The sequence below is a fragment of the Vibrio sp. KUL78 genome, from assembly GCF_059725505.1.
Genome location: NZ_AP045837.1, coordinates 2,235,210 through 2,258,860, shown reverse-complemented (window position 1 = coordinate 2,258,860; position 23,651 = coordinate 2,235,210). Strand labels below are relative to the sequence as shown.

General features: G+C 46.9%; 22 protein-coding genes. 11 read left to right on the top strand and 11 right to left on the bottom strand.

What is annotated here, in order from left to right; genetic code table 11:
* Window positions 1-44 precede the first annotated feature (44 nt).
* Both AC6I8Y_RS10490 and AC6I8Y_RS10485 read right to left on the bottom strand, forming a co-directional pair.
* On the bottom strand, window positions 45-1,016 hold the full coding sequence (locus AC6I8Y_RS10490) for a linear amide C-N hydrolase (protein WP_498020141.1): 972 nt from the start codon (window positions 1,014-1,016) through the stop codon (window positions 45-47).
* A 230-nt stretch (window positions 1,017-1,246) separates the two neighbouring features.
* The gene (locus tag AC6I8Y_RS10485) at window positions 1,247-2,716 is read right to left on the bottom strand and encodes an amidohydrolase (RefSeq protein ID WP_498020140.1); all 1,470 of its coding nucleotides are present in this window, start codon (window positions 2,714-2,716) and stop codon (window positions 1,247-1,249) included.
* Between the two features lie 272 nt (window positions 2,717-2,988).
* On the opposite strand from AC6I8Y_RS10485, the gene AC6I8Y_RS10480 reads away from it, so the two are divergent.
* Window positions 2,989-3,885, top strand: coding sequence for a LysR family transcriptional regulator (locus AC6I8Y_RS10480; RefSeq protein ID WP_394151491.1), 897 nt, complete (start codon window positions 2,989-2,991; stop codon window positions 3,883-3,885).
* 37 nt (window positions 3,886-3,922) lie between these two features.
* Here the strand turns inward: AC6I8Y_RS10480 and AC6I8Y_RS10475 are convergent, their stop codons facing one another.
* From AC6I8Y_RS10475 to pspF, 6 genes are all read right to left on the bottom strand, one after another.
* Window positions 3,923-4,708: a peptide ABC transporter ATP-binding protein gene (locus tag AC6I8Y_RS10475; protein ID WP_042472203.1), complete on the bottom strand. Its 786-nt coding sequence runs from the start codon at window positions 4,706-4,708 to the stop codon at window positions 3,923-3,925.
* Window positions 4,705-5,700: a peptide ABC transporter ATP-binding protein gene (locus AC6I8Y_RS10470; RefSeq protein ID WP_234495646.1), complete on the bottom strand. Its 996-nt coding sequence runs from the start codon at window positions 5,698-5,700 to the stop codon at window positions 4,705-4,707. The genes AC6I8Y_RS10475 and AC6I8Y_RS10470 overlap by 4 nt, the downstream gene beginning before the upstream one ends.
* Window positions 5,700-6,587: an ABC transporter permease subunit gene (locus AC6I8Y_RS10465; protein WP_498020139.1), complete on the bottom strand. Its 888-nt coding sequence runs from the start codon at window positions 6,585-6,587 to the stop codon at window positions 5,700-5,702. Before AC6I8Y_RS10465 ends, AC6I8Y_RS10470 begins: the two co-directional genes overlap by 1 nt.
* A complete protein-coding gene (locus AC6I8Y_RS10460) occupies window positions 6,574-7,536 on the bottom strand; it encodes an ABC transporter permease (RefSeq protein WP_234495647.1) in 963 nt (320 codons plus the stop codon). Before AC6I8Y_RS10460 ends, AC6I8Y_RS10465 begins: the two co-directional genes overlap by 14 nt.
* Window positions 7,537-9,156 (bottom strand): ABC transporter substrate-binding protein, encoded by a 1,620-nt coding sequence (locus AC6I8Y_RS10455; RefSeq protein ID WP_042473053.1) that lies wholly within the window; start codon window positions 9,154-9,156, stop codon window positions 7,537-7,539.
* A gap of 138 nt (window positions 9,157-9,294) precedes the next feature.
* On the bottom strand, window positions 9,295-10,329 hold the full coding sequence (gene pspF, locus AC6I8Y_RS10450) for a phage shock protein operon transcriptional activator (protein ID WP_498020138.1): 1,035 nt from the start codon (window positions 10,327-10,329) through the stop codon (window positions 9,295-9,297).
* Between the two features lie 192 nt (window positions 10,330-10,521).
* Between pspF and pspA the strand changes: the two genes are divergently transcribed.
* The 3 genes from pspA to pspC are packed head-to-tail and all read left to right on the top strand — an operon-like array spanning window position 10,522 to window position 11,825.
* Window positions 10,522-11,190 carry a phage shock protein PspA gene (gene pspA / locus AC6I8Y_RS10445; protein WP_042472210.1) on the top strand — a complete coding sequence of 223 codons (669 nt, stop codon included), beginning with the start codon at window positions 10,522-10,524 and terminating at the stop codon, window positions 11,188-11,190.
* Window positions 11,191-11,209: 19 nt separating this feature from the next.
* Complete coding sequence (gene pspB, locus AC6I8Y_RS10440) at window positions 11,210-11,446, top strand: envelope stress response membrane protein PspB (protein ID WP_128648555.1); 237 nt, start codon at window positions 11,210-11,212, stop codon at window positions 11,444-11,446.
* Complete coding sequence (gene pspC, locus AC6I8Y_RS10435) at window positions 11,406-11,825, top strand: envelope stress response membrane protein PspC (protein WP_197058701.1); 420 nt, start codon at window positions 11,406-11,408, stop codon at window positions 11,823-11,825. The genes pspB and pspC overlap by 41 nt, the downstream gene beginning before the upstream one ends.
* 67 nt (window positions 11,826-11,892) lie before the next feature.
* Here pspC and AC6I8Y_RS10430 read toward each other — a convergent pair whose 3' ends face one another.
* A complete protein-coding gene (locus AC6I8Y_RS10430) occupies window positions 11,893-12,519 on the bottom strand; it encodes an SGNH/GDSL hydrolase family protein (RefSeq protein WP_498020137.1) in 627 nt (208 codons plus the stop codon).
* A 227-nt stretch (window positions 12,520-12,746) separates the two neighbouring features.
* Here AC6I8Y_RS10430 and AC6I8Y_RS10425 point away from each other — a divergent pair, with 227 nt between their 5' ends.
* The 5 genes from AC6I8Y_RS10425 (at window position 12,747) to AC6I8Y_RS10405 (ending at window position 19,720) form a co-directional block, all read left to right on the top strand.
* The gene (locus AC6I8Y_RS10425; protein ID WP_498020136.1) at window positions 12,747-13,514 is read left to right on the top strand and encodes a carbohydrate deacetylase; all 768 of its coding nucleotides are present in this window, start codon (window positions 12,747-12,749) and stop codon (window positions 13,512-13,514) included.
* A gap of 124 nt (window positions 13,515-13,638) precedes the next feature.
* Window positions 13,639-14,673 (top strand): efflux RND transporter periplasmic adaptor subunit, encoded by a 1,035-nt coding sequence (locus AC6I8Y_RS10420; RefSeq protein WP_498020135.1) that lies wholly within the window; start codon window positions 13,639-13,641, stop codon window positions 14,671-14,673.
* A gap of 1 nt (window position 14,674) precedes the next feature.
* Window positions 14,675-15,751, top strand: coding sequence for an efflux RND transporter periplasmic adaptor subunit (locus AC6I8Y_RS10415; protein ID WP_498020134.1), 1,077 nt, complete (start codon window positions 14,675-14,677; stop codon window positions 15,749-15,751).
* On the top strand, window positions 15,751-18,852 hold the full coding sequence (locus AC6I8Y_RS10410) for an efflux RND transporter permease subunit (RefSeq protein WP_498020133.1): 3,102 nt from the start codon (window positions 15,751-15,753) through the stop codon (window positions 18,850-18,852). The genes AC6I8Y_RS10415 and AC6I8Y_RS10410 overlap by 1 nt, the downstream gene beginning before the upstream one ends.
* A 262-nt stretch (window positions 18,853-19,114) precedes the next feature.
* Window positions 19,115-19,720 carry a DNA-3-methyladenine glycosylase I gene (locus AC6I8Y_RS10405; protein WP_498020132.1) on the top strand — a complete coding sequence of 202 codons (606 nt, stop codon included), beginning with the start codon at window positions 19,115-19,117 and terminating at the stop codon, window positions 19,718-19,720.
* On the opposite strand, the gene AC6I8Y_RS10400 is transcribed toward AC6I8Y_RS10405, so the two are convergent.
* Window positions 19,712-20,515: a fumarylacetoacetate hydrolase family protein gene (locus AC6I8Y_RS10400; RefSeq protein ID WP_252011877.1), complete on the bottom strand. Its 804-nt coding sequence runs from the start codon at window positions 20,513-20,515 to the stop codon at window positions 19,712-19,714. The genes AC6I8Y_RS10405 and AC6I8Y_RS10400 overlap by 9 nt on opposite strands.
* Before the next feature lie 112 nt (window positions 20,516-20,627).
* On the opposite strand from AC6I8Y_RS10400, the gene AC6I8Y_RS10395 reads away from it, so the two are divergent.
* The gene (locus AC6I8Y_RS10395; RefSeq protein ID WP_394151484.1) at window positions 20,628-21,308 is read left to right on the top strand and encodes a DNA-3-methyladenine glycosylase I; all 681 of its coding nucleotides are present in this window, start codon (window positions 20,628-20,630) and stop codon (window positions 21,306-21,308) included.
* Window positions 21,309-21,429: 121 nt separating this feature from the next.
* Here the strand turns inward: AC6I8Y_RS10395 and AC6I8Y_RS10390 are convergent, their stop codons facing one another.
* A complete protein-coding gene (locus AC6I8Y_RS10390; protein WP_042472225.1) occupies window positions 21,430-21,945 on the bottom strand; it encodes a glycine cleavage system transcriptional repressor in 516 nt (171 codons plus the stop codon).
* Between the two features lie 340 nt (window positions 21,946-22,285).
* Here AC6I8Y_RS10390 and AC6I8Y_RS10385 point away from each other — a divergent pair, with 340 nt between their 5' ends.
* Complete coding sequence (locus AC6I8Y_RS10385) at window positions 22,286-23,650, top strand: coniferyl aldehyde dehydrogenase (RefSeq protein ID WP_498021491.1); 1,365 nt, start codon at window positions 22,286-22,288, stop codon at window positions 23,648-23,650.
* Window position 23,651 lies beyond the last annotated feature (1 nt).

Genomic DNA, 23,651 nt, shown 5'->3' with positions numbered 1-23,651 from the left:
CGGTTCCTCCGAAGAGACAACTGCGCGGTACGTCGCGTCGATGATTACATCCAAGTGATCATTGATGCCTGAGCTAGCTTGTCAGTCACATCACCGGCGATGAACTCAGGACCATTTAGCTCGATTGCCATAATTGGTGCACCTTGCTCAAGATTTAGGTTGTCTAGGTCAACCCAGATAAGTGCTGGTTGGCTCGCTGAGTCTAGGAAAAAGCGTTTTGCGTCATGGTCTGACATTGAGCGCCATAGCGTTGCAGAGATGTTTGGGTGTTCTGGATCTTCCATACCTAGAGGCACGCCTACAGAGCGCAATACTGATAGGGCAGCAGCCGTTGCTTCTTGACCGTCAGCGAAGTTAGGCGTGCTTTTTAGTAGGTAGTTAGCACGAACAAAACGGTCTGCCGCATTGATTGTGCCTGGTAGCATTTTGTCTCCACCAACAAGCTCCCAGTATTTGTTGATTGCAATTTGCTCGTCAAAAACTGGTGAGTTAGTCATAACACGGTAGTCATTGCTGTGGTGGATTTTAAGCTCACCATCGACATATTCTAGAATTGCGCTGTCGCCAGTGCTATCAGAAAGAGAAAGATGGACAGATGCTGCGCGGCCGTTAGGTAGTAGCGGAGCGACAATTACAAAAGGAGGCTCTTGCATTGCAGCTACTGCTTCTGCAACGGTGGCGAAGTTATCCAAGAAGTACTGGTTCCATGCGCCAATAGAAAGGCGAGGTTTGTTCGATAGCGTGTAGTCACCGTAATCTGCTTCAGCAAGATAAAGAGTGTTGGCAGCCAAACCCGCTTCATTTAGACCGTCAGAAGATGCTTTGCCGTAAAAAGAAGCGAAAACAGAACCATACTTAGAAGTCCAAGTCAGTGCATTTTCCATGCTACCACCAGTTTGTGCTAGGCCGCGTGGGTATACGATCATGCTGGTTTTTGCGGTTGGATCGTTCCAATCCATGCCACGTGCGGTAATGAATTTGCCAGTTTCTGTTTGATAGATAATACGAGTACACATAAGTGCTTTCTCCAAGTTGAGTTTTGATATTTCGTTGAGCGGTAACATGTTTGTCTCAACAACTGCGTTTATAGTACCCAGCTTGTCTCTAACCCTTGAATTCACTGAAGAGGATTCAATCATCACCTCTTAGTAATTCGAAATTGGGAAGATAGGGAACCTAAGCGCTTTGTGTCGCGACAAAAAAAAGCGAGGGCATTGATGCCCTCGCTTGGATGAGTTTGTGAGAATTACTTGTGGCTATGACCACAGGTCGGATTGTAGTTTTCGCCCAGTCCAAAATGTTCTAGAGCCGTATGTAGACAGCAGTCGTAGTTGGTCAACTGCTCGTCATTTAAGATGCCTCTAGGGTTATAGTCGGTATCATTTAATGAAACATATTCCTGGCCGTTTTTGTTTTTCTCAAACTCAGCCGTCACGTCTTTTAGTAGCTGAGGGTTTGTGAGTAACTCAAGTCCTTGCGCTGCCATAACATGAGCAGCTTGCAGGCCAGCTTTACGTCCAATACTCATACCGTTACACGCAGTGCAACCCCATTGATGTGGTGGGATATATTTAGGCCATGCGGCAAACATCACACCCATCGTTGGTACTTTCCAGCTGACATCACCAACGTCTGATGAGCCGCCAACTTCAACACCATGAGGTACATCCATCACGTCTGTAGCTAGGCCGTCTTCTGGTTTGCCCATTTCACGTTGAATAGATTTGGCAAACTCTTGCTCTTCCTCTGTCCAAGCGATCGGCAGATAACGATTCATATGAGTCGTGATTGCTTCGGCAAATGGGTTGTTAGGCAAAATGTCATAGATACCGCCTAGGTTAGTCACGACTTCAGTAGTTTGAGTCGACAATGAGGCACCCTTGGCCATGTCTTCTAGCCACGCCTTATACTTGCGCACATTCTCAGCAGATTTTCCGCGGTAACGAACCAGAACCTTAGCGTAGTCAGGGATGACATTAACTGCGTCACCGCCATTTAGAATCTGGTAATGTAGGCGACCTGTAGGTTCCATTTGCTCGCGCATCATATTCGCTGACATTAAGAAAATCTCAGCAGCATGGAGTGCACTTCGGCCTTCCCAAGGAGCTGCACCAGCGTGTGCAGTGACGCCTTTCCACTCGATTAGTAGGTCAATGGAAGCCGCAGAATGGAAGTTCAGTGCTGCATTCACCATCGCAGGGTGGTTGTGTAGGCAGACATCCAAATCGTCAAATGCGCCAGCAGAAACCATGTAGTTTTTACCGTTCAACGCTTCTTCTGCAGGACAACCGATAACCTTAATGGTGCCAGTGATACCTTCTTTTTCCATATGATTTTTCAGTGCGATCGCTGCGCCAATAGATGAAGAACCGATAAGGTTGTGCCCACAGCCGTGACCATTAGTATTGCCATTCTTAGCTGGAGTTTTGGTCGGTACCGTATCGTTGCCAAGACCTGGTAGCGCATCAAACTCTACTAAGTAGCCGATGACAGGCTTGCCAGTACCCCACTCAGCGATCCAAGAGGTCTCTAGGCCAGCGACAGCACGCTCAGTGATAGCAAAGCCATTGTTTGCAAGTACGGCGCTTTCTAGTGCAGAGCTTTTGAACTCTTCATAGCTTAGTTCTGCGTAGTCCCAAACCTTTTCTGCCATGTCCCAGATAACATTAGCTAGTTGTTCAACTTCGTTATCGATTTTTGAGTAATCTGTCATCATGTATGCCTTTAAATTTCACGAGTGGATTTTCGTTTAGAGAGGGACTCTCTCTAGGTCTGCGAAAATAATATGATGAGATTTCCAATCACCAAACATCACAGCGTAGGACGTAATCCTCACATCTACGCTATGGTGAAAAGCAATTAATAGAGAAGTACAGCCCTCACTACGCCGTCTGAGTTGTGTGACAAATGAAATAATTCGTCTATCATTGACAAGAAAAGTAACGTTTCGACAATAAGTTACATTTTAAATGGGTTTAGGAGGCGTGTGTGAATTTTAGCTTGGAACAGTTAGCGGCATTTGTCAGTGTCTATGAAGAGCGCTCTTTTAGTAAAGCGGGGAGCAGACTGGGTAAACATAGAACTACCGTGGGGCAGGTGATTGCCAACTTAGAAGATCAAGTCTCCGTTGAGCTTTTTGAGCGTAATACGCGCAGCGTTGACCCGACTCAAGATGGCCATTTTCTTTATCGCTATGCAAAACAGGCACTTGAGCAAGCAAAGACCTTTGATAAGGTAGCTCTGAGCTTATCGTTTGGAGAGCTTGATGCCGTCACCGTTGCTTACAGTAGCTTCTTACCACACCTTGCGATTGCGTTAATCCGTGAGCAGCTTATCGACGACTTTCCCGCGCTTCGTGTGAACTTGTTGGTGAGAACGCAAGAGCAGATTCGTGAAGGACTTGCTGATGAGTCGATTCAGTTTGGTATTGTCAATGTGACAAAAGCGAGCGCAATGAGCAATATCGACTACACCATGATTGGCAATATGCCGTTTGTTCCTTTTGCCAGTAAGTACAGTGATTTAGCGAGCTTACCTGAAGATCAAGTTTATGACGCATTGAAGACGACACGTCAGTTTGTCCTCAAATCGCTCGTCGATGAAGGGTTAGCCAATCATGTGGTTTTGTCAGCGAACCATGACCTGATTGATCAGTTGGCGATGACCATTAAACTCACTCAAAAAGGACTGGGCTGGACCTTAATGCCAAAGAACATTGAAACCAGCGACTACGTGGCGGATAACCTAACTGAGATAAAGTGTGAGAAGATACGTGGTGGGTTGTCGGTGCCGGTCGCGCTCTGGAGCCTGCAATCTAAGCCCCTTATGGAAATAAAAAAGTCGATACAAAAAGGTATCGACAGCTATATAGAGTTGATTGCTTAGTTGGCTTTTTAGCGCTTTCACCTGGCGATGCCGTCCACTAACGATGCATGGGCGTCTTGTGGAAGTGACTCTCTACCATGCGCTGCGTGACAATATGTTGTGGGTTGGTGAGCACTTCACTGGTCTTGCCATACTCCACAACGTCGCCTTCGTGCATCACCATCACCTTATCCGTAATGTGTTTCACTATGCCTAGATGCTGAGACACATAAACAAACGCAACACCCATCTCTTCCTGAAGCTCTAGAAACAGGTTAATGATCTGCGAGCGCATCGCCATATCCAATCCATTCAGCGCTTCATCGGCAACGATGATCGAAGGCTGCAAAATCAAAGCTCGAGCTAGACAGATACGCTGCTTCTGACCTGTCGCCAGCATTTGTGGATAGAAGTAAGCGTGCTCTGGTAGCAGGCCGACACGAATTAAGGTGTCTTTAACACGCTTCATACGAGCTTCGGGCGGCATATTGGTGTTTCGCTTGAGCGGACCTTCCAGGATACGACCAATCTGAATTCGAGGGTTCAGAGACGTGTTCGGGTCTTGGAAGATCATCCGAATCAGCTTACAGCGGGTCGAGTAGTCTTTATGTTCCAGTAAATCACCGTTAACTCGAATTTCGCCAGCGGTTGGCTCAACCACTCCGGCGAGCATGCGAGCCAACGTCGATTTACCGGAGCCGTTTTTGCCGATAAAGCCAATTGTTTGTCCCGCTTCGAGGCTGAAGCTCACAGGCTTAACCGCATGCTGCACTTTCTTCTGAAATAGCTTAGAGCGCGTGACAAAGTCTTTCTTTAGGTCGGAGACTTCTAACAAAGAACTCATGCTTTTTTCTCCGTGTTCAGAGGGAAGTGACAACTGAACTTATGATTCTTAATTCGTTTTGCTTCAGGGATTTCAACGCATTGTCTCTGCGCATACGGGCATCTAGGTCCCAAACGACAACCAATAGGAAGATGCTGAAGTGGGGGAATTGATCCCGGTAGCGATTGCAGTTTCTCTTTATGAGGGATCCATTCACCAAAGTCTGGCATCGCCTTGAGCAGTGCAACCGTATAAGGGTGCTTCGGCTTAGCAAGAATCTTAGCTGTGTCCGCTGATTCCACCGATTGACCGCAATACATAACAGTAATACGCGTTGCCCATTGCGTGATCGTTGTTAAGTCGTGACCAATCAACACGATCGTGGTGTTGTTGAGCTGGTTCATACGACTCAATAGACGCAGGATTTGCGATTGAGTAATCGGGTCTAAGTCGTTAGTTGGCTCATCGGCAAGCAGCAGTTTCGGCTTGGCAGCGATAGCCATAGCGATCATGATCTTTTGACACTCACCATCGGTGAGCTCATAAGGATAGCTGTGCATGACACGCGTGTGTTCTTTAATGCCGACTTTATGAAGCAGGGCAATGGCTTGCTTCTTACGCCACTTAAAGCGCTCCCACCATTTACCTTCGAACGAGCGCGATGGGATGGATTCGATAAGCTGCTTACCAACCTGTTCAGAAGGGTCCAAACAAGTTGTTGGCTCTTGGAAGATCATCGCCACGTCACGAGCGATGACACGGCGACGTTCACGGGGAGTAAGCTGCAGCAGGTCAATGTTGCCAAGACGCATGCGGTCAGCCGTGACTTTCCAGTTGTCTTTGGTTACGCCAACGATGGCTTTAGCGACAAGACTTTTACCTGAACCAGATTCACCTACAAGACCGCGGATTTCTCCCTCGTTGATCGTGAAGCTCATACGGTCAACGGCTTTCACGAGCCCTTGAGGGGTTTCGATTTCGATGGTGAGATGTCGAATATCTAATACTGGCATTATTCAATCCCCGCACTTAATGCACTTCGGATGCCTTCACCCACAATGTTCACCGCTACTACTGTAAATAGAATGGCTAGACCTGGCAGAATAACAGTCCAAGGCGCCAGATAGAGAAGCTCAGCGGCGTCACCGAGTACCGCACCCCACTCACTGCTTGGTGCTTGAGCGCCTAAACCCAAAAAGCCTAGTGCAGTGATATCGAGAATTGCGATAGACAACGCAAAGGTGACCTCAGCGGCAATAACGGTGAGTAGGTTGGGCAAGATCGAGTTCCAAAGCAGATAAAATTCGTTCGCACCATCAAGTCTTGCCGCCATGATGTAGTCTTTCTCAACTTCGGTGTGCACCGCTACGTAGATAGAGCGAATAAATCGAGGGATCAGCGCGAGGCAGATCGCCAACATGATATTGAACTCACCTGGACCTAAGAAGGCGACAAAGATAATCGCTAGCAGCAGCGAAGGAATCGACATTACGGTATCGAGCAAGTGGTTTAGTGTACTGGACAGCAAACCGCGCGTCATACCCGCAAGGATACCAATTAAGCAGCCGACTAGCGTTGCAATCGCAGTGATGATCACCGCTGCGCCAAACGACAATCGAGAGCCGTCGATGATACGCGATAAAATATCACGTCCTAAGTCATCGGTACCGAAGAAGAAGTCGACAGTACCCTCAGGATCCCACGAAGGTGGCACCAGCAGATTGGAGCTTTGCGCCATCGGGTCGTAAGGCGTAATAAACGGAGAAAGCAGAGTAATTAGGATCAGAAACCCTAAGCACCACAACCCGAACATGGACAGGTTATTAGAGCGATAGCTGCGCCAAAATCGCTCTAGTTGGGTCGGAATGCGCTCTTCCTGGTAGACATTATCTGACAGCATACCATTCCTTCCTTACTAGCGGATTGATCATCGCACCAATCAAATCAGACACAATACTTGCCGCTAACACGATAGTGGCTACGACCAATACACCCGCTTGAATAGACGCGTAGTCTTGGTTTGATAGCGCGTCTAAAAGCCAACGACCGACACCCGGCCAGTTAAAAATGGACTCTGTCATAATCGCGAGCGTAATCATACTTGAGAGCTGAACACCGAGTTTAGGTATGATTGGTGGAATCGCATTCCGCAGCACGTGCTCGATGACGATTTCATAGTTAGACAAACCACGAATACGCGCAGCTCGGATATAGTTTTGCGACATCACCTCAGTCACCGAGGTTCTCATCATGCGGATAACCTGCATAGTGGGTGACAGTGCTAATACCAGACAAGGGAGAATCATATGTTCAATCACACTTTGCAGTGCTTCTTTGCGATAAGGTCCGTCTGAGAGCAATGCGTCGATAAGCGCAAACCCTGTGACATGATCGATCTCGTACAGAAGGTCATATCGACCAGCTACTGGAAACCATTGATAGTTGAGCGAGAAATACATGATCATCAACAGCGCAATCCAAAAGAGAGGCGCGGCGTAGCCAACCATTGAAGAAAACGAAATTACGTTGTCGAGCCATTTCCCTTTGCGCATCCCCGCAATAGTGCCCGCTGGAATACCCAGGAACACAGAGATAGTGAAGGCTGCAAAACAAAGTTCAAGTGTGGCCGGAAGAACTGACGCCAATTCTTGAGTGATAGGAACGCCAGCTTTGGTTAGACCAAAATCGAGTTCAATCAGTCGGCCCAAATACTCAAACCAGCCTGCCATCATTGGCTGCGTCGCCCAGTGAGACTGAGGCTCTAGTCGTACCAAGCTATAGCCGACAAACGTTAGGATCAGCAGTGTGATCACAAAGAGGTTGAGGCGGCGAATCGAATACCAAAACATCTACTTCAACCTCACAACTTGGTCAAAAGGCTGAGCATTAAACGGGCTGGTTCTAAAACCGGTTAGATTCTCGTTATGTGCTTGGTATTTCTGTCCATGAGCGATAGGCAGCACAGGTACTTCCTCGTTCAAAATGTTTTGTGCCTGGCGATAAAGATTCAGGCGATACCTTGGTTGATTCACTTCGAGTGCTAAGTCCAAAATGAAATCAAAGTCGTCGTTACACCACATTGAAAGGTTAAGACCTTCCCGCTTAGAGGTGCACGAAAGAAGGGGGCGCAAATAGTTATCTGGGTCACCGGTATTGCCGACCCAGCCGGTGAGCAACATATCGACGGACTCGATGTTAGATAACTCTTGGCGGTCAACACGATCATCAGTCAGTAGATTCAGGGTGATGCCAATGTCGGCAAAATTCGCCTGAATGAGCTCCGCGGTTTTACGAGGACTTGGATTGTATACGCGTGGCTCTAGAGGAACCGCCATTGTGAGCTCTAAGCCGTGAGCGTAGCCTGCTTCTCTAAGCAGCGCCATGGCGTAGTTACGGTCATAGCGCACTTGAACCGCATCTTTTTGATGTGCCCAAGAGCTCGGTGGGAGCAGGCTATATGCCTTCTCTCCGCTGCCGAAGTAAACGGCTTCTAAGATGTTGTCGCGATTGATAGCAAGATTTAACGCTTTGCGTACCCGAGCATCGCTAAGCGCTCGATGTTGTGTATTCATAGCAACAAACGCCACGTTCATCGCGGGTTTGGCTTGCAGTACGACAGAGTCTTCTTCAAGGATGACCGGGATCTGACTAGAGATTGGCGAGTTCAGCACATCGCACTCATTTCGAAGAAGCTTCGCCAGTGCGCCAGCGCCACGGTGCGAGATATCAAATACCACTTGCGACATCTGTACGGGACCACGCCAGTAATTATCGTGACGTTTTAGTCTAACCAAATCGGCAACTTGATACTCATCGAGGTAAAACGGTCCCGTGCCAACAGGCAACGTATCAATATCCAGCTTCTTGTCGCTAAACAATAGATTGCCTGCATACTCGGCTGAGTAAATAGGCGCATGCGCAGTCGAGATATTCGATAGGAAAGAGTTGTCTGGTCGGGACAAGGTAAACTTCACAGTAAGCTCATCAACCGCTTCGACACTCTGTACAAGATTGGCAAAATCTATACCCGCGAACCAAGGGTAGACACTACCACCAACCTGATGAAACGGGTTATTGGGGTCAATAATTCGATTGAAGCTAAAGACCACGTCATCCGCGTTTAGAGTTCGAGTGGGAGTAAACCAATCTGTGGTTTGAAACTGCACGCCTTGACGCAGATAAAAGGTATATTCAGTACCTGTTTTGTTGACCTGCCACGATTTTGCCAAGTTTGGTACAGGCTGATGGGTACCCGAATTTAGCGTGAGCAAGGTATCGAATATTTGCGGTGCTATTGATTCAACAGTGATACCACCGTCGACTAGCTGTGGGTTGAATGTACTTGGTCTGCCTTGGTCGCAGTAGACGAAACCGTCTTGTCTTATTTTGGAGTGGTCGACTTTGTCTTCACACCCTGCTAGCAGAACTAAGCCACATAGCCCAAGTGATAATTTGATTATTGCCTTCATAAACACGCTACATTCGTTGGCGAACGTAATATCTGTATTGAGATCAGGGTAATTTACCACTTTTTTACTCGCTAAACCAATAACGACAAGCACTTATCGTCGACTTTGTTAGATAGGTAGGCGAGTAATCCATCATTCTCAAACCAGTTTGTACTTTCGCACCAATCCTCTTAGCTGGTCATAACTCAAGCTTAGCAGTTTGGCAGCACCTCGTTGATTGTATTGAGCTTGCTTAAGTGCTTCATTAATCAACTTTATATTCTGTTCATCCTGCCAAGACTTAAAGTCTAGAGGGAATGCATAGTCCACTGGCGGTGCAGATGCATCAGAATCCTCTGACGCGGTGTCCTCTTCGCTGATAGTGCCCTCAAGATCATCCTTTCTTGCCATTGAACTGAGACTGCCAAAATCGCTCTCGAATGGATTGAATATGAGAGATTCAATAGGGTCTACATTGGTACCTTGCTGGTATACAGCGCGCTCTACAACATTTTTGAGTTCACGTACGTTGCCGGGCCATTGGTAATTGTGGATGCTTTGCCACGCCTGCTCGGTAAAGCCAACAAAGAAGGGTAACCCGAGCTCTCGGCACATTTTGATAGCAAAAAATTCCGCCAGCAGCGAGATGTCCTCTTGTCGGTGTCTTAATGGGGGAAGGTGAATAACGTCGAATGCCAGTCTATCGAGTAGATCGGGACGAAACTTACCTTTTTCAGCGAGCAAGGGTAAATCTTCATTGGTTGCGCATACAAGGCGAACGTTTGCCTCGAGTGCAGTAGCACCGCCGACTCGCTCATATTGACCATATTCGATCACCCTTAACAGTTTCTCTTGGACTGACAGTGGCGTAGTCGCGAGCTCATCTAAGAATAAAGTGCCATTCTCAGCGCGCTCAAAGCGTCCTTGGTGTCGACCTTTTGCACCCGTAAATGCGCCGGATTCATGGCCAAATAACTCTGAGTCAATCAAGCCTTCACTTAATGTTGAGCAGTTCAAAGAGACAAGCGGTTGGTCCCAGCGCTTAGACAGGTAATGTAAGCGCTGCGCAATGAGCTCTTTACCCGTTCCTCGTTCCCCGATCACCAGCACGGGTCTATCAATCGGAGCAAGTCGAGAAACCTTATCTAGAACGGCAAGAAACGCAGGAGATTCACCAATTAAGTTTTGAGCCATGATATTCCCTTTGATGTTGGTAAAAATTACCAATAGTTGGCTAATGCATCTTAGCACTGAGCCATGATAAATCGAGTGGAATTTATTAAGTTATTGAATTTTATTGAATATTAAAATTGGCACGGTACTTGGATTATCAATAACAACTACCAAAGAGTTCAATGGCGAACTCGTCCAGACAGGAGATGTATTATGGGTATTTTTTCTCGTTTTGCCGATATCGTAAACTCAAATATTAGTGCACTGCTTGATAAAGCAGAAGATCCAGAAAAAATGATTCGTCTAATCATTCAGGAAATGGAAGATACTTTGGTTGAGGTGCGCACTAACTCAGCAAAAGCCATTGCCGATAAAAAAGAACTGGCTCGTAAAGTGGTTGCAATTGAAGAGCAAATCGCTGAGTGGGCACAAAAAGCGACGTTGGCACTGACTAAGCAGCGTGAAGATCTTGCTCGCGCAGCTCTGATTGAAAAGCAAAAGCTTGAAAACGTTGTAAAAGGCTTGCACGATGAGCAAACCTTAGTGGAAGAAACCATTGAGAAATTGACCAACGAAATTGCTAAGCTTGAATCAAAGATCACTGAAACTCGTGCTAAGCAACAAGCCTTGATTATTCGCTCAGAAGCGGCAAGCAACCGTCGAGACGTGCAAAAACATCTGCACACAAGTCGCACAAATGAAGCGATGGCGAAGTTTGAGCAGTACTCTCGTAAGATCGATGAGCTGGAAGCTGAGGCAGATCTTTATTCAAAAACGGGTAACGCTAAGTCTTTAGACCAAGAGTTTGCAGAGCTGCAAGCGCAAGATGAGATCGACAAAGAACTTGCGAAACTCAAAGAGCAGATGAATAACGAAAAATAACGCGGAGTAGGAGAAAAACATGTCGTCTTTTTTAATTGCGGGTCCATTAATTGTCTTTCTGATTTTTGTTGCACCGCTGTGGCTTTTTCTCCACTACCGCAGCAAACGCAAGTCAGAGAATGGGTTGTCTGAACAAGACTTTCAAAAGCTGCAGACCTTGTCACAACGAGCAGAAAAAATGCAGGCTCGGGTTGATAATCTAGAGCGAATTCTAGATGCGGAAGCGCCGAACTGGAGACAAAATTATGACTCATAGAGAGCTGTATAAAGATCCTGTCAACGGTAAGCTCACCGGGGTTTGCGCAGGACTTGCAAACTACTTTGGACTGGAAGTGTGGCTGGTGCGGATTCTGTTCATCTCCGCCGCACTGTTCAGTGGCTTTTTCCTTGTGATGTTGGCGTATTTTGCGCTTAGCTTGATGCTAGAGAAGCAGCCAGATAATTTTGTCCAAGCGATGAAAAGCAAGAAAGAACACTCACTAAAGAGTAAACCTTGGCAGCAAGGACAAAACGCCAAGGATCTACTTTCTACATTGGAGCGCGATTTCGACTCAATGGAACACAAGGTACGTGATATGGAAGCGTATGTGACTTCTGAAGCGTTTAAAGTGAATCGTGAGTTCAGTAAGCTATAGCACTAGGTAACTGAACTAAGTCCAAACAGACAAAATGAAAAGAGGTCGCAAGACCTCTTTTCTTGTTTTAGCGCAGCAACAGCTCAGGAATACGTTTTGCGAGAATATCAGCAAACTTTGCATGTTGATCGACTTGCCAGTGTATCCCTTCTTTAGAACATGGCTCTATCTCTGAAGCTGCATCAAAAAAGTAGCAATCAAGTTCTTTGGCACGGCGTTCGTAGAAAAAACTAAGCTCTTTGGATTTAGCTTCCGCGCCATAAAAGCCTTCCTTTGAAGGATCGACTTCATAGACGTGCGTTGGTGACACTAATAGCACCTTTGGCGGGCTAGTCATAAAACCATGCTGGAAGTTTTGAATCGTCTGAACCAATCTAGCAGCGCCTTTGGAGATATCACTTGCTGTCAGGTTGAAGCGAGACTTTAAGTCATTGGTACCAAGCATCAGTACCACCAAGTCAGGGTGATGGCTTTCTAAGCAAGGTAAAAGATAGCTCAGTCCGTTTTTTCCATCTTCGTATGGATCATCGAGAACCGTAGTGCGGCTGTTCAAGCCTTCTTCAATAACGTTGTACTCTCCTGATAGCTTTGCTTTGAGCAGCATGGTCCAGCGCTCTTCGGGTGTGTATCGACGCGGTAAATCGGGAGAGCAACCCCAAGTATTGGAGTCTCCAAAGCATAGAATGGTTTTCATCGTTCATACTTACAAATTAATACAGAATCTAATTGTATGACAAATTTAACTGGTGGGTGTTAACTTAATGTCATAGGTGAGATGTTGATTAGACTTTGCTTTGGAAAGAGAGCTTAGGTTTAGTTTTTGTTATAAAATTTTTTTGCATTAAGCGGTTGATTTTGAATAGTAGACCTCACACTATGAATCCCAATCTATCCCTTTGATTGGCTGTTGCGAGGTAAAACATGAAGCTTATTGTGAATGCAGATGATTTTGGTCTAACGGAAGCGGTAAATTTGGGTATCGTTGAGTGCTTTCGTGCGGGTATCGTTAAGTCGACGACCATAATGATGAATCAACCTGGTACCGAGCACGCGATCGAGCTTTACCATAAAGGACAAGTACCTGAAGTTGGCCTTCATTTCACCGTAACCAGCGGTAAACCTGTTTTGCCTGCTGAGTACGTTTCTAGTCTGGTTGACGATAGTGGTTACTTTCTCAATAAGTCGGTGCTGCAAAACAAGGCAGACGTCAATCCTGCAGAGGTATCGGCCGAGCTCTATGCACAATATCAAGCAGCCATTGACGCCGGACTAAAAATTAATCACCTCGATAGCCACCATTTTGGTGGTGTGTTTGCTCCGCTCAAACAGGCTTTCACTCAGGTAGCCAATGAGATTGGGCTGCCCGTTCGACGAATAGACAATATCATTGCCGGTCAAGAAGGGTTAGAGGTGGCGACACCGACAAGATTTGATATGCGTTTTTTCGCCGAGGGTGTTTCACTCGCTCGGTTTCAAGAGTTGTTATTGGAGCACAGAGCATCATGCCCAGATGGCATTATTGAGTTCATGTGTCATCCTTCGAATGCAGTGACAAAGGAGCTAACTCAGCTATCAGGATATAGCGCTGAGCGAGTTGAAGAGCTAACTATCCTCACGGATCCAGAGTTAAAAGCTTGGCTGGATGAAAAGCAGATCCAGTGTGTAGGATTTGATGATTTGAACAATTAGCGAAAAGCGGTTGTTAATACACCAATAAGAGCAAGGTAAAACTATTAATTATTAATGACTTGGTGGCAAGTCCTTCATCTCTAGACTATGTTTTAAATTACAATTAAAACAAGGTAGTTAGAGAATGAATAGTAAGTTTACCTTGCTGGTGGTCGTCACTAGCCTTCTTAGTGGTTGCGGTAAGGAGCCGCCACCCGTTCCCGAGCCAGAATCTCGCCCAGCCAAACTTTTCTCTGTCGCCGTCGGCAATAGCCAGTTTGAACGAACCTTTCCAGCCACTTCTGAGGCGGGCGACCGAGCGGTATTAGCATTTCGAGTACCAGGACAACTAGAAAGTATTGCGGTTCGCGCAGGTCAACCCGTAACGAAAGGGGATCTTCTCGCTGAGCTTAATCCAGATGAATATCAACTGCTTGAAAAGCAAGCTCAAGCCAATTTCCGTCTTGCGGACGTGCAGTATCAGCGTGCATTAAGTCTTCGTAAGAGCCAAGTGGTGTCTGAGCAAGATTTTGACCAGGCCAAGGCTAATATGAACTCTGCCCGAGCTGACTGGTCACAAGCAAAAGCCAACCTTAGCTACACCCGCTTAATCGCGCCTTATGATGGAACTGTCTCTATTATCCCAGCCGATAACTATGAGTACATTCAAGCCAAAGAAGGCGTGATGAACATTCAGTCTAATCAACTTCTTAAGGTGATTTTCCAGCTTCCAGACCATCTTTTGAATCGTTTTCAAGGCGGTACCGAAGTCGAAGCAACGATGGCGTATGACGCCTATCCCTCAAACCAGTACGAGCTGACTTTTCAAGAAATTGATACCGAAGCGGACCCCAAAACCGGTAGCTACAAGGTAACCATGGTGATGGAAAGACCGACCGATATTGGGATCTTACCTGGAATGGCGGGACAAGTTCGCGTGATCGCTAAAAGTGGAGCCGCAACGGTTATTCCAACCTCAGCGCTCTTTATGGAGGGGGATACACAGTGTGTATGGCGTGTTAACGATCAAGGTCTAGTCGAGAAAGTGGCTGTTGAACTGAATGAAAAACGTCAAGTAGTGAGTGGACTGAATGATGGCGACCAAATCGTTATCTCCGGTGTTCAGGGTATTGAAGCTGGCATCAAGGTTCGCGAATGGATTAAAGAGAGGGGGCTCTAATATGACTTATCGTTATCTTATTGCCATCTTACTTGGCTCAACTCTTGTTGGTTGCGGTAAGCCAGAAGTTGGCGTCCGTGACGAAGTACCGAAAGTTCGAGTGTCTGCCATTGGCAAAACGGAACTTAAGAGCAGGCTTTACTTTCCTGCACTCGCAAGTGCTGCTGACCGTTCCCACTTAAGCTTTCGCGTCGCAGGAGAGATCAGCACTATCGATCTGAAGGAAGGGGATTTTGTAAATCGAGGAGATGTACTTGCGGTCTTAGAACCGACCGACTACAAACTCGCTGTAGATAACGCTCAGGCACGATTTAACGTTATCGATAGCCAATATCGCCGTTCTAGCCCGCTAGTGAAAAAAGGCTTACTTGCGCAGTCGCAGTTTGATGAGATAGCGGCTCAGCGAGCGTATGCAAGAGCTGAGTTGGAACTTGCTAAGTTGCGCCTTTCGTTTACTGAGTTGAAGGCACCGGTAGATGGCATTATTTCTCGCGTTTCTGCGGAAAAATTTGAGAACGTTCAGATTGGTCAGCAGATAGTGAACATTCACAGTATTGAAGAGGTCGAAGTAGTGGTTCAAATGCCGGACAGCTTCTCGCTTAATCAACCTAAACATCAAGATATCACCAACATTGAAGCTCTCGTTCGTGTGCCATCTGGCAATGAATATGTCGCGACCTTGAAGGAGTTTACTACCGAGCCAGACCCCGCGCTTGGTACATTTACCGCAACATTAGTACTGCCAATGCCTGAGAATGAATACATTCTCGACGGTATGGCCGTGGATGTGACCTCTAAAGCAGAAGACGTCGGTCTCAAGCTTGCTGCAGGCGTAAGTGTACCAATTGCCGCGGTGTTCAATCAGGATGGTGATTCACTTGCCGACGATGAGAAGTTTGTTTGGGTCCTCAACTCAGATAATACGGTGACCAAACAACAAGTGACGACAGGCAAGGTATCACAATCGACGATCCAGATACTGAAAGGGCTTGAGCAGTCACAGCAAATTGTCGTGGCAGGGATTGCACGACTTAGGGAAGGCATGAAGGTTGAAGTATTACCGCAGGAGGCGAAGTAATGAGCCAAGAACAACAAAAATCATTACCGCAATCCGATGATGAAATCACTGGCGTAGCGGCGTATTTTATCCGCAATCGCGTGATAAGTTGGATGGTCTCGCTGATCTTTTTGATCGGCGGCGTTTCAGCATTTTTTGGGTTAGGACGACTAGAAGACCCTGCTTTCACCATCAAAGATGCCATGGTCGTTACTTCTTATCCTGGTGCGACGCCTCAACAAGTGGAAGAGGAGGTGACTTATCCTATTGAGAAAGCGATCCAACAGCTAACGTATGTTGATGAGATCAATTCGATTTCAAGTAGAGGTCTTTCACAAATCACTGTGACGATGAAAAACAACTATGGTCCTGATGATCTGCCGCAGATCTGGGATGAGTTGCGTCGAAAAGTGAATGATGTGAAAGGCTCGCTCCCTCCAGGTGTGAACGAACCCTCGGTTATTGATGACTTTGGTGATGTTTATGGTGTGTTGTTTGCCTTAACGGGTGAGGGATATAACTACAAGGAACTTCTTGATTACGTGGACTATCTGCGGCGCGAACTCGAGCTTGTTGACGGTGTAAGTAAAGTCTCGGTGACGGGCGATCAACAACAGCAAGTCTTTATAGAGATTTCTATCAAACGCATTAGTGCATTGGGAATTGCACCGAGTACCATTTTTAACTTGCTACAAACTCAGAACATCGTTTCCAACGCCGGTGCAACGCGTATTGGGGATGAGTATATCCGTATACAGCCAACAGGCGAGTTTACGGATGTGTCTGAGCTTGGTGACTTGATTCTGACCGAAGGCGGGGCTCAGGGTCTTATCTATTTGAAAGACGTAGCGGATATTAAGCGCGGCTTTATAGAAGTACCAAGTAACATTATTACCTACAACGGTGATGTGGCACTTAACGTCGGTATCTCATTTGCTACAGGTGTTAACGTAGTGGAAGTTGGGGATCGCCTATATCGCAGGCTCGCAGAGCTTAAGTTCCAACAACCTGTAGGGATTGAGATAAACGAGGTCTACAGTCAACCGAAAGAGGTGGACAAATCGGTTCGAGGGTTTGTTGTCAGTCTTGGACAGGCGGTTGCGATCGTTATTATTGTACTGCTGTTCTTTATGGGGCTTCGCTCAGGGCTGTTGATTGGTCTGATATTGCTGCTCACGGTATTGGGCACTTTTATCTTCATGCAGTATATGGCGATCGACTTGCAACGTATCTCACTGGGTGCACTGGTTATAGCGTTGGGGATGCTGGTGGATAACGCCATTGTGGTGGTCGAAGGGATACTCATAGGGACGCAAAAAGGGCGAACGAGGCTGCAAGCGGCAACCGATATTGTCACCCAAACCAAGTGGCCGCTTCTTGGTGCAACCGTGATTGCGGTTACCGCATTTGCCCCTATCGGTCTCTCTGAGGACTCTACCGGTGAGTATTGTGGCACCTTATTCTCGGTACTTCTGATTTCTCTTATGCTCAGTTGGTTTACGGCAATCTCGCTGACCCCTTTCTTTGCCGATATCTTCTTTAAAGGGCAAAAGGTGAAAGAGGGCGAGGAAGGCAAGGACCCATACAATGGCTTTGTCTTCGTTGCATACAGAAAGTTTCTCGAGTTCTGTATGCACAGAGCGTGGTTGACGGTTGTCGTGCTAATCGCAGCACTAGTCGCGGCCCTTTATGGCTTTACTCAGGTGAAACAGTCATTCTTCCCAGCCTCAACGACGCCTATGTTCCAAGTGGATGTTTGGCTTCCTGAGGGAACCGATATTCGAGCAACCAACACCAAACTGAAAGCCATCGAAACGTGGATTGCCGATCAGCCAGAAACCGACCATATCACCACAACGGCGGGTAAGGGCTTACAACGTTTCATGCTCACTTACGCCCCAGAGAAAAGCTATGCCGCCTACGGTGAAATTACCACTCGTGTGCATAATTACGAAGAACTGGACTCCCTTATGGAGCGATTCCGTGAGTATTTGGATGCGACTTTCCCAGAGATTAACTACAAGCTGAAACAGATTGAGTTAGGTCCGGGTGGTGGTGCGAAGATTGAAGCGCGAATTATCGGCTCTGATCCAACGGTGTTACGCAGCATTGCATCTCAAGTGATGAATATTATGTATGCCGATCCCGGTGCTTATAACATCCGACACGACTGGCGCGAGCGTACCAAGGTACTAGAGCCAATCTTCAACGAGAGTCAGGCAAGACGTTACGGCATCACAAAATCCGATGTGGATGATGTGCTCATGATGTCTTTCTCTGGTAAGTCGGTTGGTCTGTATCGCGATGGTACCACTCTGATGCCTATCGTCGCGCGTCTTCCAGATGCCGAGCGTGTCGATATTCGTAATATCGAAGGCATGATGATTTGGAGTCCAGCGCTGAGTGAGTTCATCCCATTCCAACAAGTTACTCAGGGTTATGATACTCGATGGGAAGACCCGATTATTGTTCGTAAGAACCGTAAACGCATGCTAACCATTATGGCAGACCCGGACTTACTTGGTGAAGAGACGGCAGCTACGCTTCAAAAACGTCTGCAACCTCAGATTGAGGCCATAGAGCTTCCACCGGGTTACTCGTTGGAGTGGGGTGGCGAGTATGAGTCTTCTGGCGACGCGCAAGAGTCATTGTTCCAGACAATGCCACTTGGCTATCTGTTTATGTTCTTGATCACCATTTTCCTATTCAATGCGGTGAAAGAAGCGCTTATCGTCTGGCTGACCGTGCCGTTGGCTGTCATTGGTGTAACGACAGGCTTGCTTGCCTTAAATACACCATTTGGCTTTATGGCGCTGCTTGGCTTCTTAAGTCTATCGGGAATGCTGCTGAAAAACGGTATCGTACTCCTAGACCAGATTGAGATTGAGATGAAGTCAGGCAAAGAGCCCTATTTGGCGGTAGTTGATGCGGCTTTGAGTCGTGTTCGTCCGGTATGTATGGCGGCGATTACCACAATTCTTGGTATGATTCCGTTATTGCCTGATATCTTCTTTAAGCCAATGGCGGTAACCATCATGTTTGGTTTGGGTTTTGCGACAGTGCTGACGTTAATTGTTGTGCCAGTGCTGTATCGTATTTTCCATCGTGTGAAGGTGGTGTGAGGTTGAAGAGCATTACCCCTCCCAGCCTTAGCAAGGGAGGAGCCAAGCGCTCGCTATCGCATAGCGTATTAAAAAGGCGATGCGACGAAAGGAGCTAGCCAGTAGTTCTCCCCCTTAATAAGGGGGAGCTAGAGGGGGTAAAGCGGACTAACAACGACCGACTAACGCTCGATTCATACTCCGCGTCTCACGCCTCCCAGCCTCCCGTTAGCAAACGAAGGAGGCTTAACAGTACAAACCCAACAACAAGGAGCCAACCCCAATGTCCACCCGCTGCCCATGGCTAGACGAAACCAAACCAGACTACGTCGAATACCACGACAAAGAATGGGGTGTCCCCGTCCTTGATGACAAAACTCTGTTTGAGTTCCTGGTCCTAGAATCCGCTCAAGCCGGCCTTAGCTGGTACACCATTCTCAAAAGAAGAGAAGGATACCGAAACGCGTTTGCAGGCTTCGATGTTGAGAAAGTCGCAGCGTTTACTGAGCAAGATGAACTTCGATTGCAGCAAGACACGGGCATTATTCGCAACAAGCTCAAAATAAGCTCTACCATTACCAATGCTCAGCACTTTATAGCGATTCAAAAAGAGTTTGGCAGCTTTAGCAGTTATCTTTGGTCCTTTACCAATAACAAGGTAATAGTGAGCAGTCACGAAACGCTAGAAGACTACCCTGCGACTTCGCAGGTTTCCGATGCATTAAGCAAAGACCTGAAAAAACGCGGCTTTAAGTTTGTGGGCTCAACCATAGTCTATGCGTATCTACAGGCCGCTGGTCTTATCAATGACCACAGCCTAAACTGCTATCGACGCCAAGAAGTCATCGATAGCTACCAAGCATTAGGTCTGGAATACGAGTTAGTTTGAACTTTGGATGGTGTTGGTGACTTCACCAATACCTTCTATTGCTACGCTCACCACATCCCCAGCTTTAAGAGAGCGAGTTCTGCCAGGCGTGCCAGCGAAAATCAAGTCACCAGGATGTAGGGTGATATAGGTGCTAATGTAAGAGACGATAGCAGGAACATCATGAATCATGTTGGCGACACTCTCTTGCTGCATAACATTGCCGTTAAGTGTTGTTGTGATGACTTGGTCTTTAATGGCGATGTCACTCACGATAAAGTTAGAAACCGGCCCAAATCCTCGAGCTCCTTTCGCTCGCCACCATTGCAGATCTTGCCCTTGCCAGCTGCGCTCTGTGAGATCGTTACCCGCGAGATAGCCGAACACACATTCTAGTGCCGAAGATTTACTGACCTCTTGACACTCCTTACCAATCACAATGACGAGTTCACCTTCAAAGTGCACATTGCTGGCGCCCTTAGGGAAGGAAAGATCGCCGCTTACTCGCACTGAGTCGACGGATTTAAAGAATATCTCTGGCTTAGCCGCACCAGAGTTTCCAGCATGGCTTCTAAAGTTGAGCCCAACGGCGTAGACGCTGCCACTTGTCAGCGGGGCGATGAGCGTTGCTTCGGAGGCTTTGATGGTCTCTAGCGTTTTGGGGCTATCGAAAGGAGCATCAGACAAGATGTCGTAGAGTTTTTGGTTTTCTTCGGCGACTTTGATCCAATGCTGGCTGCCTTCATATTCAATCCGACCAAATTGTGCGGCTAGAACATTTAGCGGCAGTAGAACAAAAATTAAAAGCGCTCTCATAAAGGCTATCCTTAGCTAGATTCCAAGTGTCAGTAACGAGTATAGTTACGAAATGCATCTTTTTTGGTTCAATTTAGCCGTTTGCTATTTTGGCATTAGGTAATGGAAATATATGGAAAAGTTTGATTCGATTTATGCAAGAGCTGCAGAGCGTAAAGGGGGAGAGCAAGGACTTGAGTCTATTGTTTCTAAGCCGCTAACTCGCGACGAAGTTGCCGCTATTCCCGAGGACCGTTGGTTGTCGGCGTTTTCTATGAAGGTATTCCAAAGTGGTATCTCTTGGAAAGTCGTGCGCAACAAATGGCCGAACTTTGAGGAGCACTTTTTCCAGTTTCGTATCGACCCATTGTTGATGCTTTCAGAAGAACAATGGGAGCAGAAAGCGCAAGATCCAAAAATTATTCGCCATATGACCAAGGTGATGTCGATTCCAGCCAATGCTGCGATGATCCAACGTGCGCGATTTGAGCATGACTCTTTTGCTCAAATGGTGGCAGATTGGCCGAAGGAGTCGATAACGGATTTGTGGGCGCATCTTAAAAAACATGGAGCGCGCTTGGGTGGAAATACAGGGCCTTACGCCTTACGCCAATTGGGTGTTGACACCTTTATCTTATCGAATGATGTAGAAGGGTATTTGCGTAATACCAACATCATTGATTCTGGTAGAGGCACAAAGCGTGCGATGACAGCTGCAAACAAAGCGTTTATGGAGTGGCATCAAGAATCAGGTCGCTCGCTGTCTGAGATTAGTCAAATTATTGCTTATGGGTTTGGCGATAATCGCGTTTAGATTAAGTCGAGCGCGCTTTGAGAAGCCCACTGCCTGCGCAGGCGCGCGGCTAGTGGGGTGACGAAACTTTGAAGTGATGCTCTAAAGCATTGCAGGCTATAAAAGCCAGCTTGAAATTGAATTAAGACTCAAGAATTACCCGTGTGTCCTCACTCAGCGCTTCAAGTTCGCTTGCTACATCTTCAATTTGCATGGCTGACGGGATTTTCAGGGCCATGTTTGCAGTAAATAGACTTGAGCCAATACCACCGCCGCCAGCGATAAACACACGGTGGCAATCCATATCTAAAATACGGATATCTTGACCATCTAAGAACTGGGTAATTTCATTAACGATACCTGCTCTGTCATTGGCGTCGAGTCGGAGCTGGAAAACCGTTTCTTGGTCATGTCGATGCGGGTCAGTATCTGAAATCTGAACGAGCAAACCTTGTTGGTTGTTGAAGGCATCTTTGACAGTTTGCTCATTTTCGCTTGGAAGTTCGACTTTGATGACAGCTGCGACATTGTCTTCAATGAAGTTCACTTTACTCACCAGCCATTTCCCGCCATTTTCGTGGGTAACGGATGCAAGGTTTTTGATGGTGGCTGGGGTAGCTTGGCCAACGAAGTTGACGATAAAGGTACTACTGCTCATACGTTTCCCTCCACAGGTATAAAACCGATAACTAATTGATTAGTTAATTCCAGTTTAGATCTAAAACGGCAGTCTCGCATGACCGACCTCAAGGTTCACACCGAAAACAGCCATGAGTTTATTGAAGTGTAATTGGCCGCACAAAATTCAAGGTTTTTGCTTTGCTGACAACAAGTTATTGAGCCGATCTTGTATTTCGTGCTTTCAATTGACAGATCTCTGACATTTATTAACTGGACCGACCGGTTTGTTTTGTTTAATGTGTAATCACTTTCTGAGGAGGATTGACATGCAAACCATATTGAATGAACAACTTGTCGCGATTCACAAAAGACTGAAAATGCACTATCAATGTACGCCAATGCCAAGCTTTGAGCAGCGCGTAGCAAAACTCAAAGCGCTGAAAAGTGCTCTGCAGGAATTCAGTCAAGAGCTCTGCCTGGCACTCGACAAAGATTATGGAAGACGCAGTCATCAGGACACCTTGATTGCTGATGTACTGCCATGTATCGGCAATATTGATCACACCCTGTCTCAACTAGATAGCTGGATGGCACCTTGTAAACGCAATCCGGGGCCGCTGCTCTCAAGTTCGACGGTTGAAGTGGTTTATCAGCCTAAGGGTGTCGTGGGTATTGTGACACCTTGGAATTTTCCTGTGATGCTATCAATTGGTCCGCTTATCTCAGCTATCGCTGCGGGTAACCTAGCAATGATCAAGCTTAGCGAGTTTACGCCCCACACCAACCAAACCATTAAAAAGATGCTGGCGAGCTGCTTTAGTGAAAATGAAGTGGTTGTCATCGAGGGGGAGGCTGATATCGCAGCCAGCTTTACTAGCCTGCCTTTTGATCACTTGCTGTTTACTGGCTCTACTGGAGTTGGCCGCATGGTAATGAAGTCAGCCGCTGAGAACCTTACTCCACTGACGCTCGAACTGGGTGGCAAGTCCCCGGTGATTGTTGCTGATGATGTCGATATCGAGATGGCAGTTGAGAGAATCATTTACGGCAAGAGCCTCAATAATGGACAAGTTTGCGTCGCACCAGATTATGTGTTGCTTCCTGAGGGCAAAGAGCAAGCGTTCGTAGATGCATACTGCAGTCATTATCAAAAGCTGTACACCAACGGAATCGACTCAGACAACCTGACTGGGCTTATCAACAACCGACAGTTTGAACGCATTCAAACACTGCTAGAACACGAATTTGCGGTGAACAGCAAAGTCGTCGCGTGTCACAGCAACTCGATATCAACAGACAGACAAATAATGGTCACCCACCTAATTGTGAACCCAAAGGTGGACTCTCCGGTTATGAGCGAAGAAATTTTTGGTCCTCTGCTTCCAATTATTACCTATTCAACGGTTGAACAAGCCATAGCGTTTATCACGGCAAGACCGAGACCTCTTGCGTTGTACCTAATGTCTGAGAATGAATCGCTACAGCACAAAGTATCTACTCAGGTTCATTCTGGCGGAATGTGTATCAATGACTGCGTGTTCCATTTAGCTGTCGATGATGCTCCGTTTGGCGGCATCGGTGAATCAGGAAAAGGGGCTTACCACGGCAAAGAAGGATTTCTTACCTTTTCTCATGCAAAGACCGTGATGAAAACGGATGCCAAGGCTCACAACGTGAGTCAGCTACTAGGTCCCGAGGACAACGAATTCAAACGTGCAGTGCTCGCTTCACTGTGCGCCTAAT

Excerpts from the sequence above, each read along its gene's own strand:
- AC6I8Y_RS10490 (WP_498020141.1), bottom strand. The coding sequence starts at position 1,016 with ATGTGTACTCGTATTATCTATCAAACAGAAACTGGCAAATTCATTACC.
- AC6I8Y_RS10485 (WP_498020140.1), bottom strand. The coding sequence starts at position 2,716 with ATGATGACAGATTACTCAAAAATCGATAACGAAGTTGAACAACTAGCT.
- AC6I8Y_RS10475 (WP_042472203.1), bottom strand. The coding sequence starts at position 4,708 with ATGAGTTCTTTGTTAGAAGTCTCCGACCTAAAGAAAGACTTTGTCACG.
- AC6I8Y_RS10470 (WP_234495646.1), bottom strand. The coding sequence starts at position 5,700 with ATGCCAGTATTAGATATTCGACATCTCACCATCGAAATCGAAACCCCT.
- AC6I8Y_RS10465 (WP_498020139.1), bottom strand. The coding sequence starts at position 6,587 with ATGCTGTCAGATAATGTCTACCAGGAAGAGCGCATTCCGACCCAACTA.
- AC6I8Y_RS10460 (WP_234495647.1), bottom strand. The coding sequence starts at position 7,536 with ATGTTTTGGTATTCGATTCGCCGCCTCAACCTCTTTGTGATCACACTG.
- AC6I8Y_RS10455 (WP_042473053.1), bottom strand. The coding sequence starts at position 9,156 with ATGAAGGCAATAATCAAATTATCACTTGGGCTATGTGGCTTAGTTCTG.
- pspF (WP_498020138.1), bottom strand. The coding sequence starts at position 10,329 with ATGGCTCAAAACTTAATTGGTGAATCTCCTGCGTTTCTTGCCGTTCTA.
- pspA (WP_042472210.1), top strand. The coding sequence starts at position 10,522 with ATGGGTATTTTTTCTCGTTTTGCCGATATCGTAAACTCAAATATTAGT.
- pspB (WP_128648555.1), top strand. The coding sequence starts at position 11,210 with ATGTCGTCTTTTTTAATTGCGGGTCCATTAATTGTCTTTCTGATTTTT.
- pspC (WP_197058701.1), top strand. The coding sequence starts at position 11,406 with ATGCGGAAGCGCCGAACTGGAGACAAAATTATGACTCATAGAGAGCTG.
- AC6I8Y_RS10430 (WP_498020137.1), bottom strand. The coding sequence starts at position 12,519 with ATGAAAACCATTCTATGCTTTGGAGACTCCAATACTTGGGGTTGCTCT.
- AC6I8Y_RS10425 (WP_498020136.1), top strand. The coding sequence starts at position 12,747 with ATGAAGCTTATTGTGAATGCAGATGATTTTGGTCTAACGGAAGCGGTA.
- AC6I8Y_RS10420 (WP_498020135.1), top strand. The coding sequence starts at position 13,639 with ATGAATAGTAAGTTTACCTTGCTGGTGGTCGTCACTAGCCTTCTTAGT.
- AC6I8Y_RS10415 (WP_498020134.1), top strand. The coding sequence starts at position 14,675 with ATGACTTATCGTTATCTTATTGCCATCTTACTTGGCTCAACTCTTGTT.
- AC6I8Y_RS10410 (WP_498020133.1), top strand. The coding sequence starts at position 15,751 with ATGAGCCAAGAACAACAAAAATCATTACCGCAATCCGATGATGAAATC.
- AC6I8Y_RS10405 (WP_498020132.1), top strand. The coding sequence starts at position 19,115 with ATGTCCACCCGCTGCCCATGGCTAGACGAAACCAAACCAGACTACGTC.
- AC6I8Y_RS10400 (WP_252011877.1), bottom strand. The coding sequence starts at position 20,515 with ATGAGAGCGCTTTTAATTTTTGTTCTACTGCCGCTAAATGTTCTAGCC.
- AC6I8Y_RS10395 (WP_394151484.1), top strand. The coding sequence starts at position 20,628 with ATGGAAAAGTTTGATTCGATTTATGCAAGAGCTGCAGAGCGTAAAGGG.
- AC6I8Y_RS10390 (WP_042472225.1), bottom strand. The coding sequence starts at position 21,945 with ATGAGCAGTAGTACCTTTATCGTCAACTTCGTTGGCCAAGCTACCCCA.
- AC6I8Y_RS10385 (WP_498021491.1), top strand. The coding sequence starts at position 22,286 with ATGCACTATCAATGTACGCCAATGCCAAGCTTTGAGCAGCGCGTAGCA.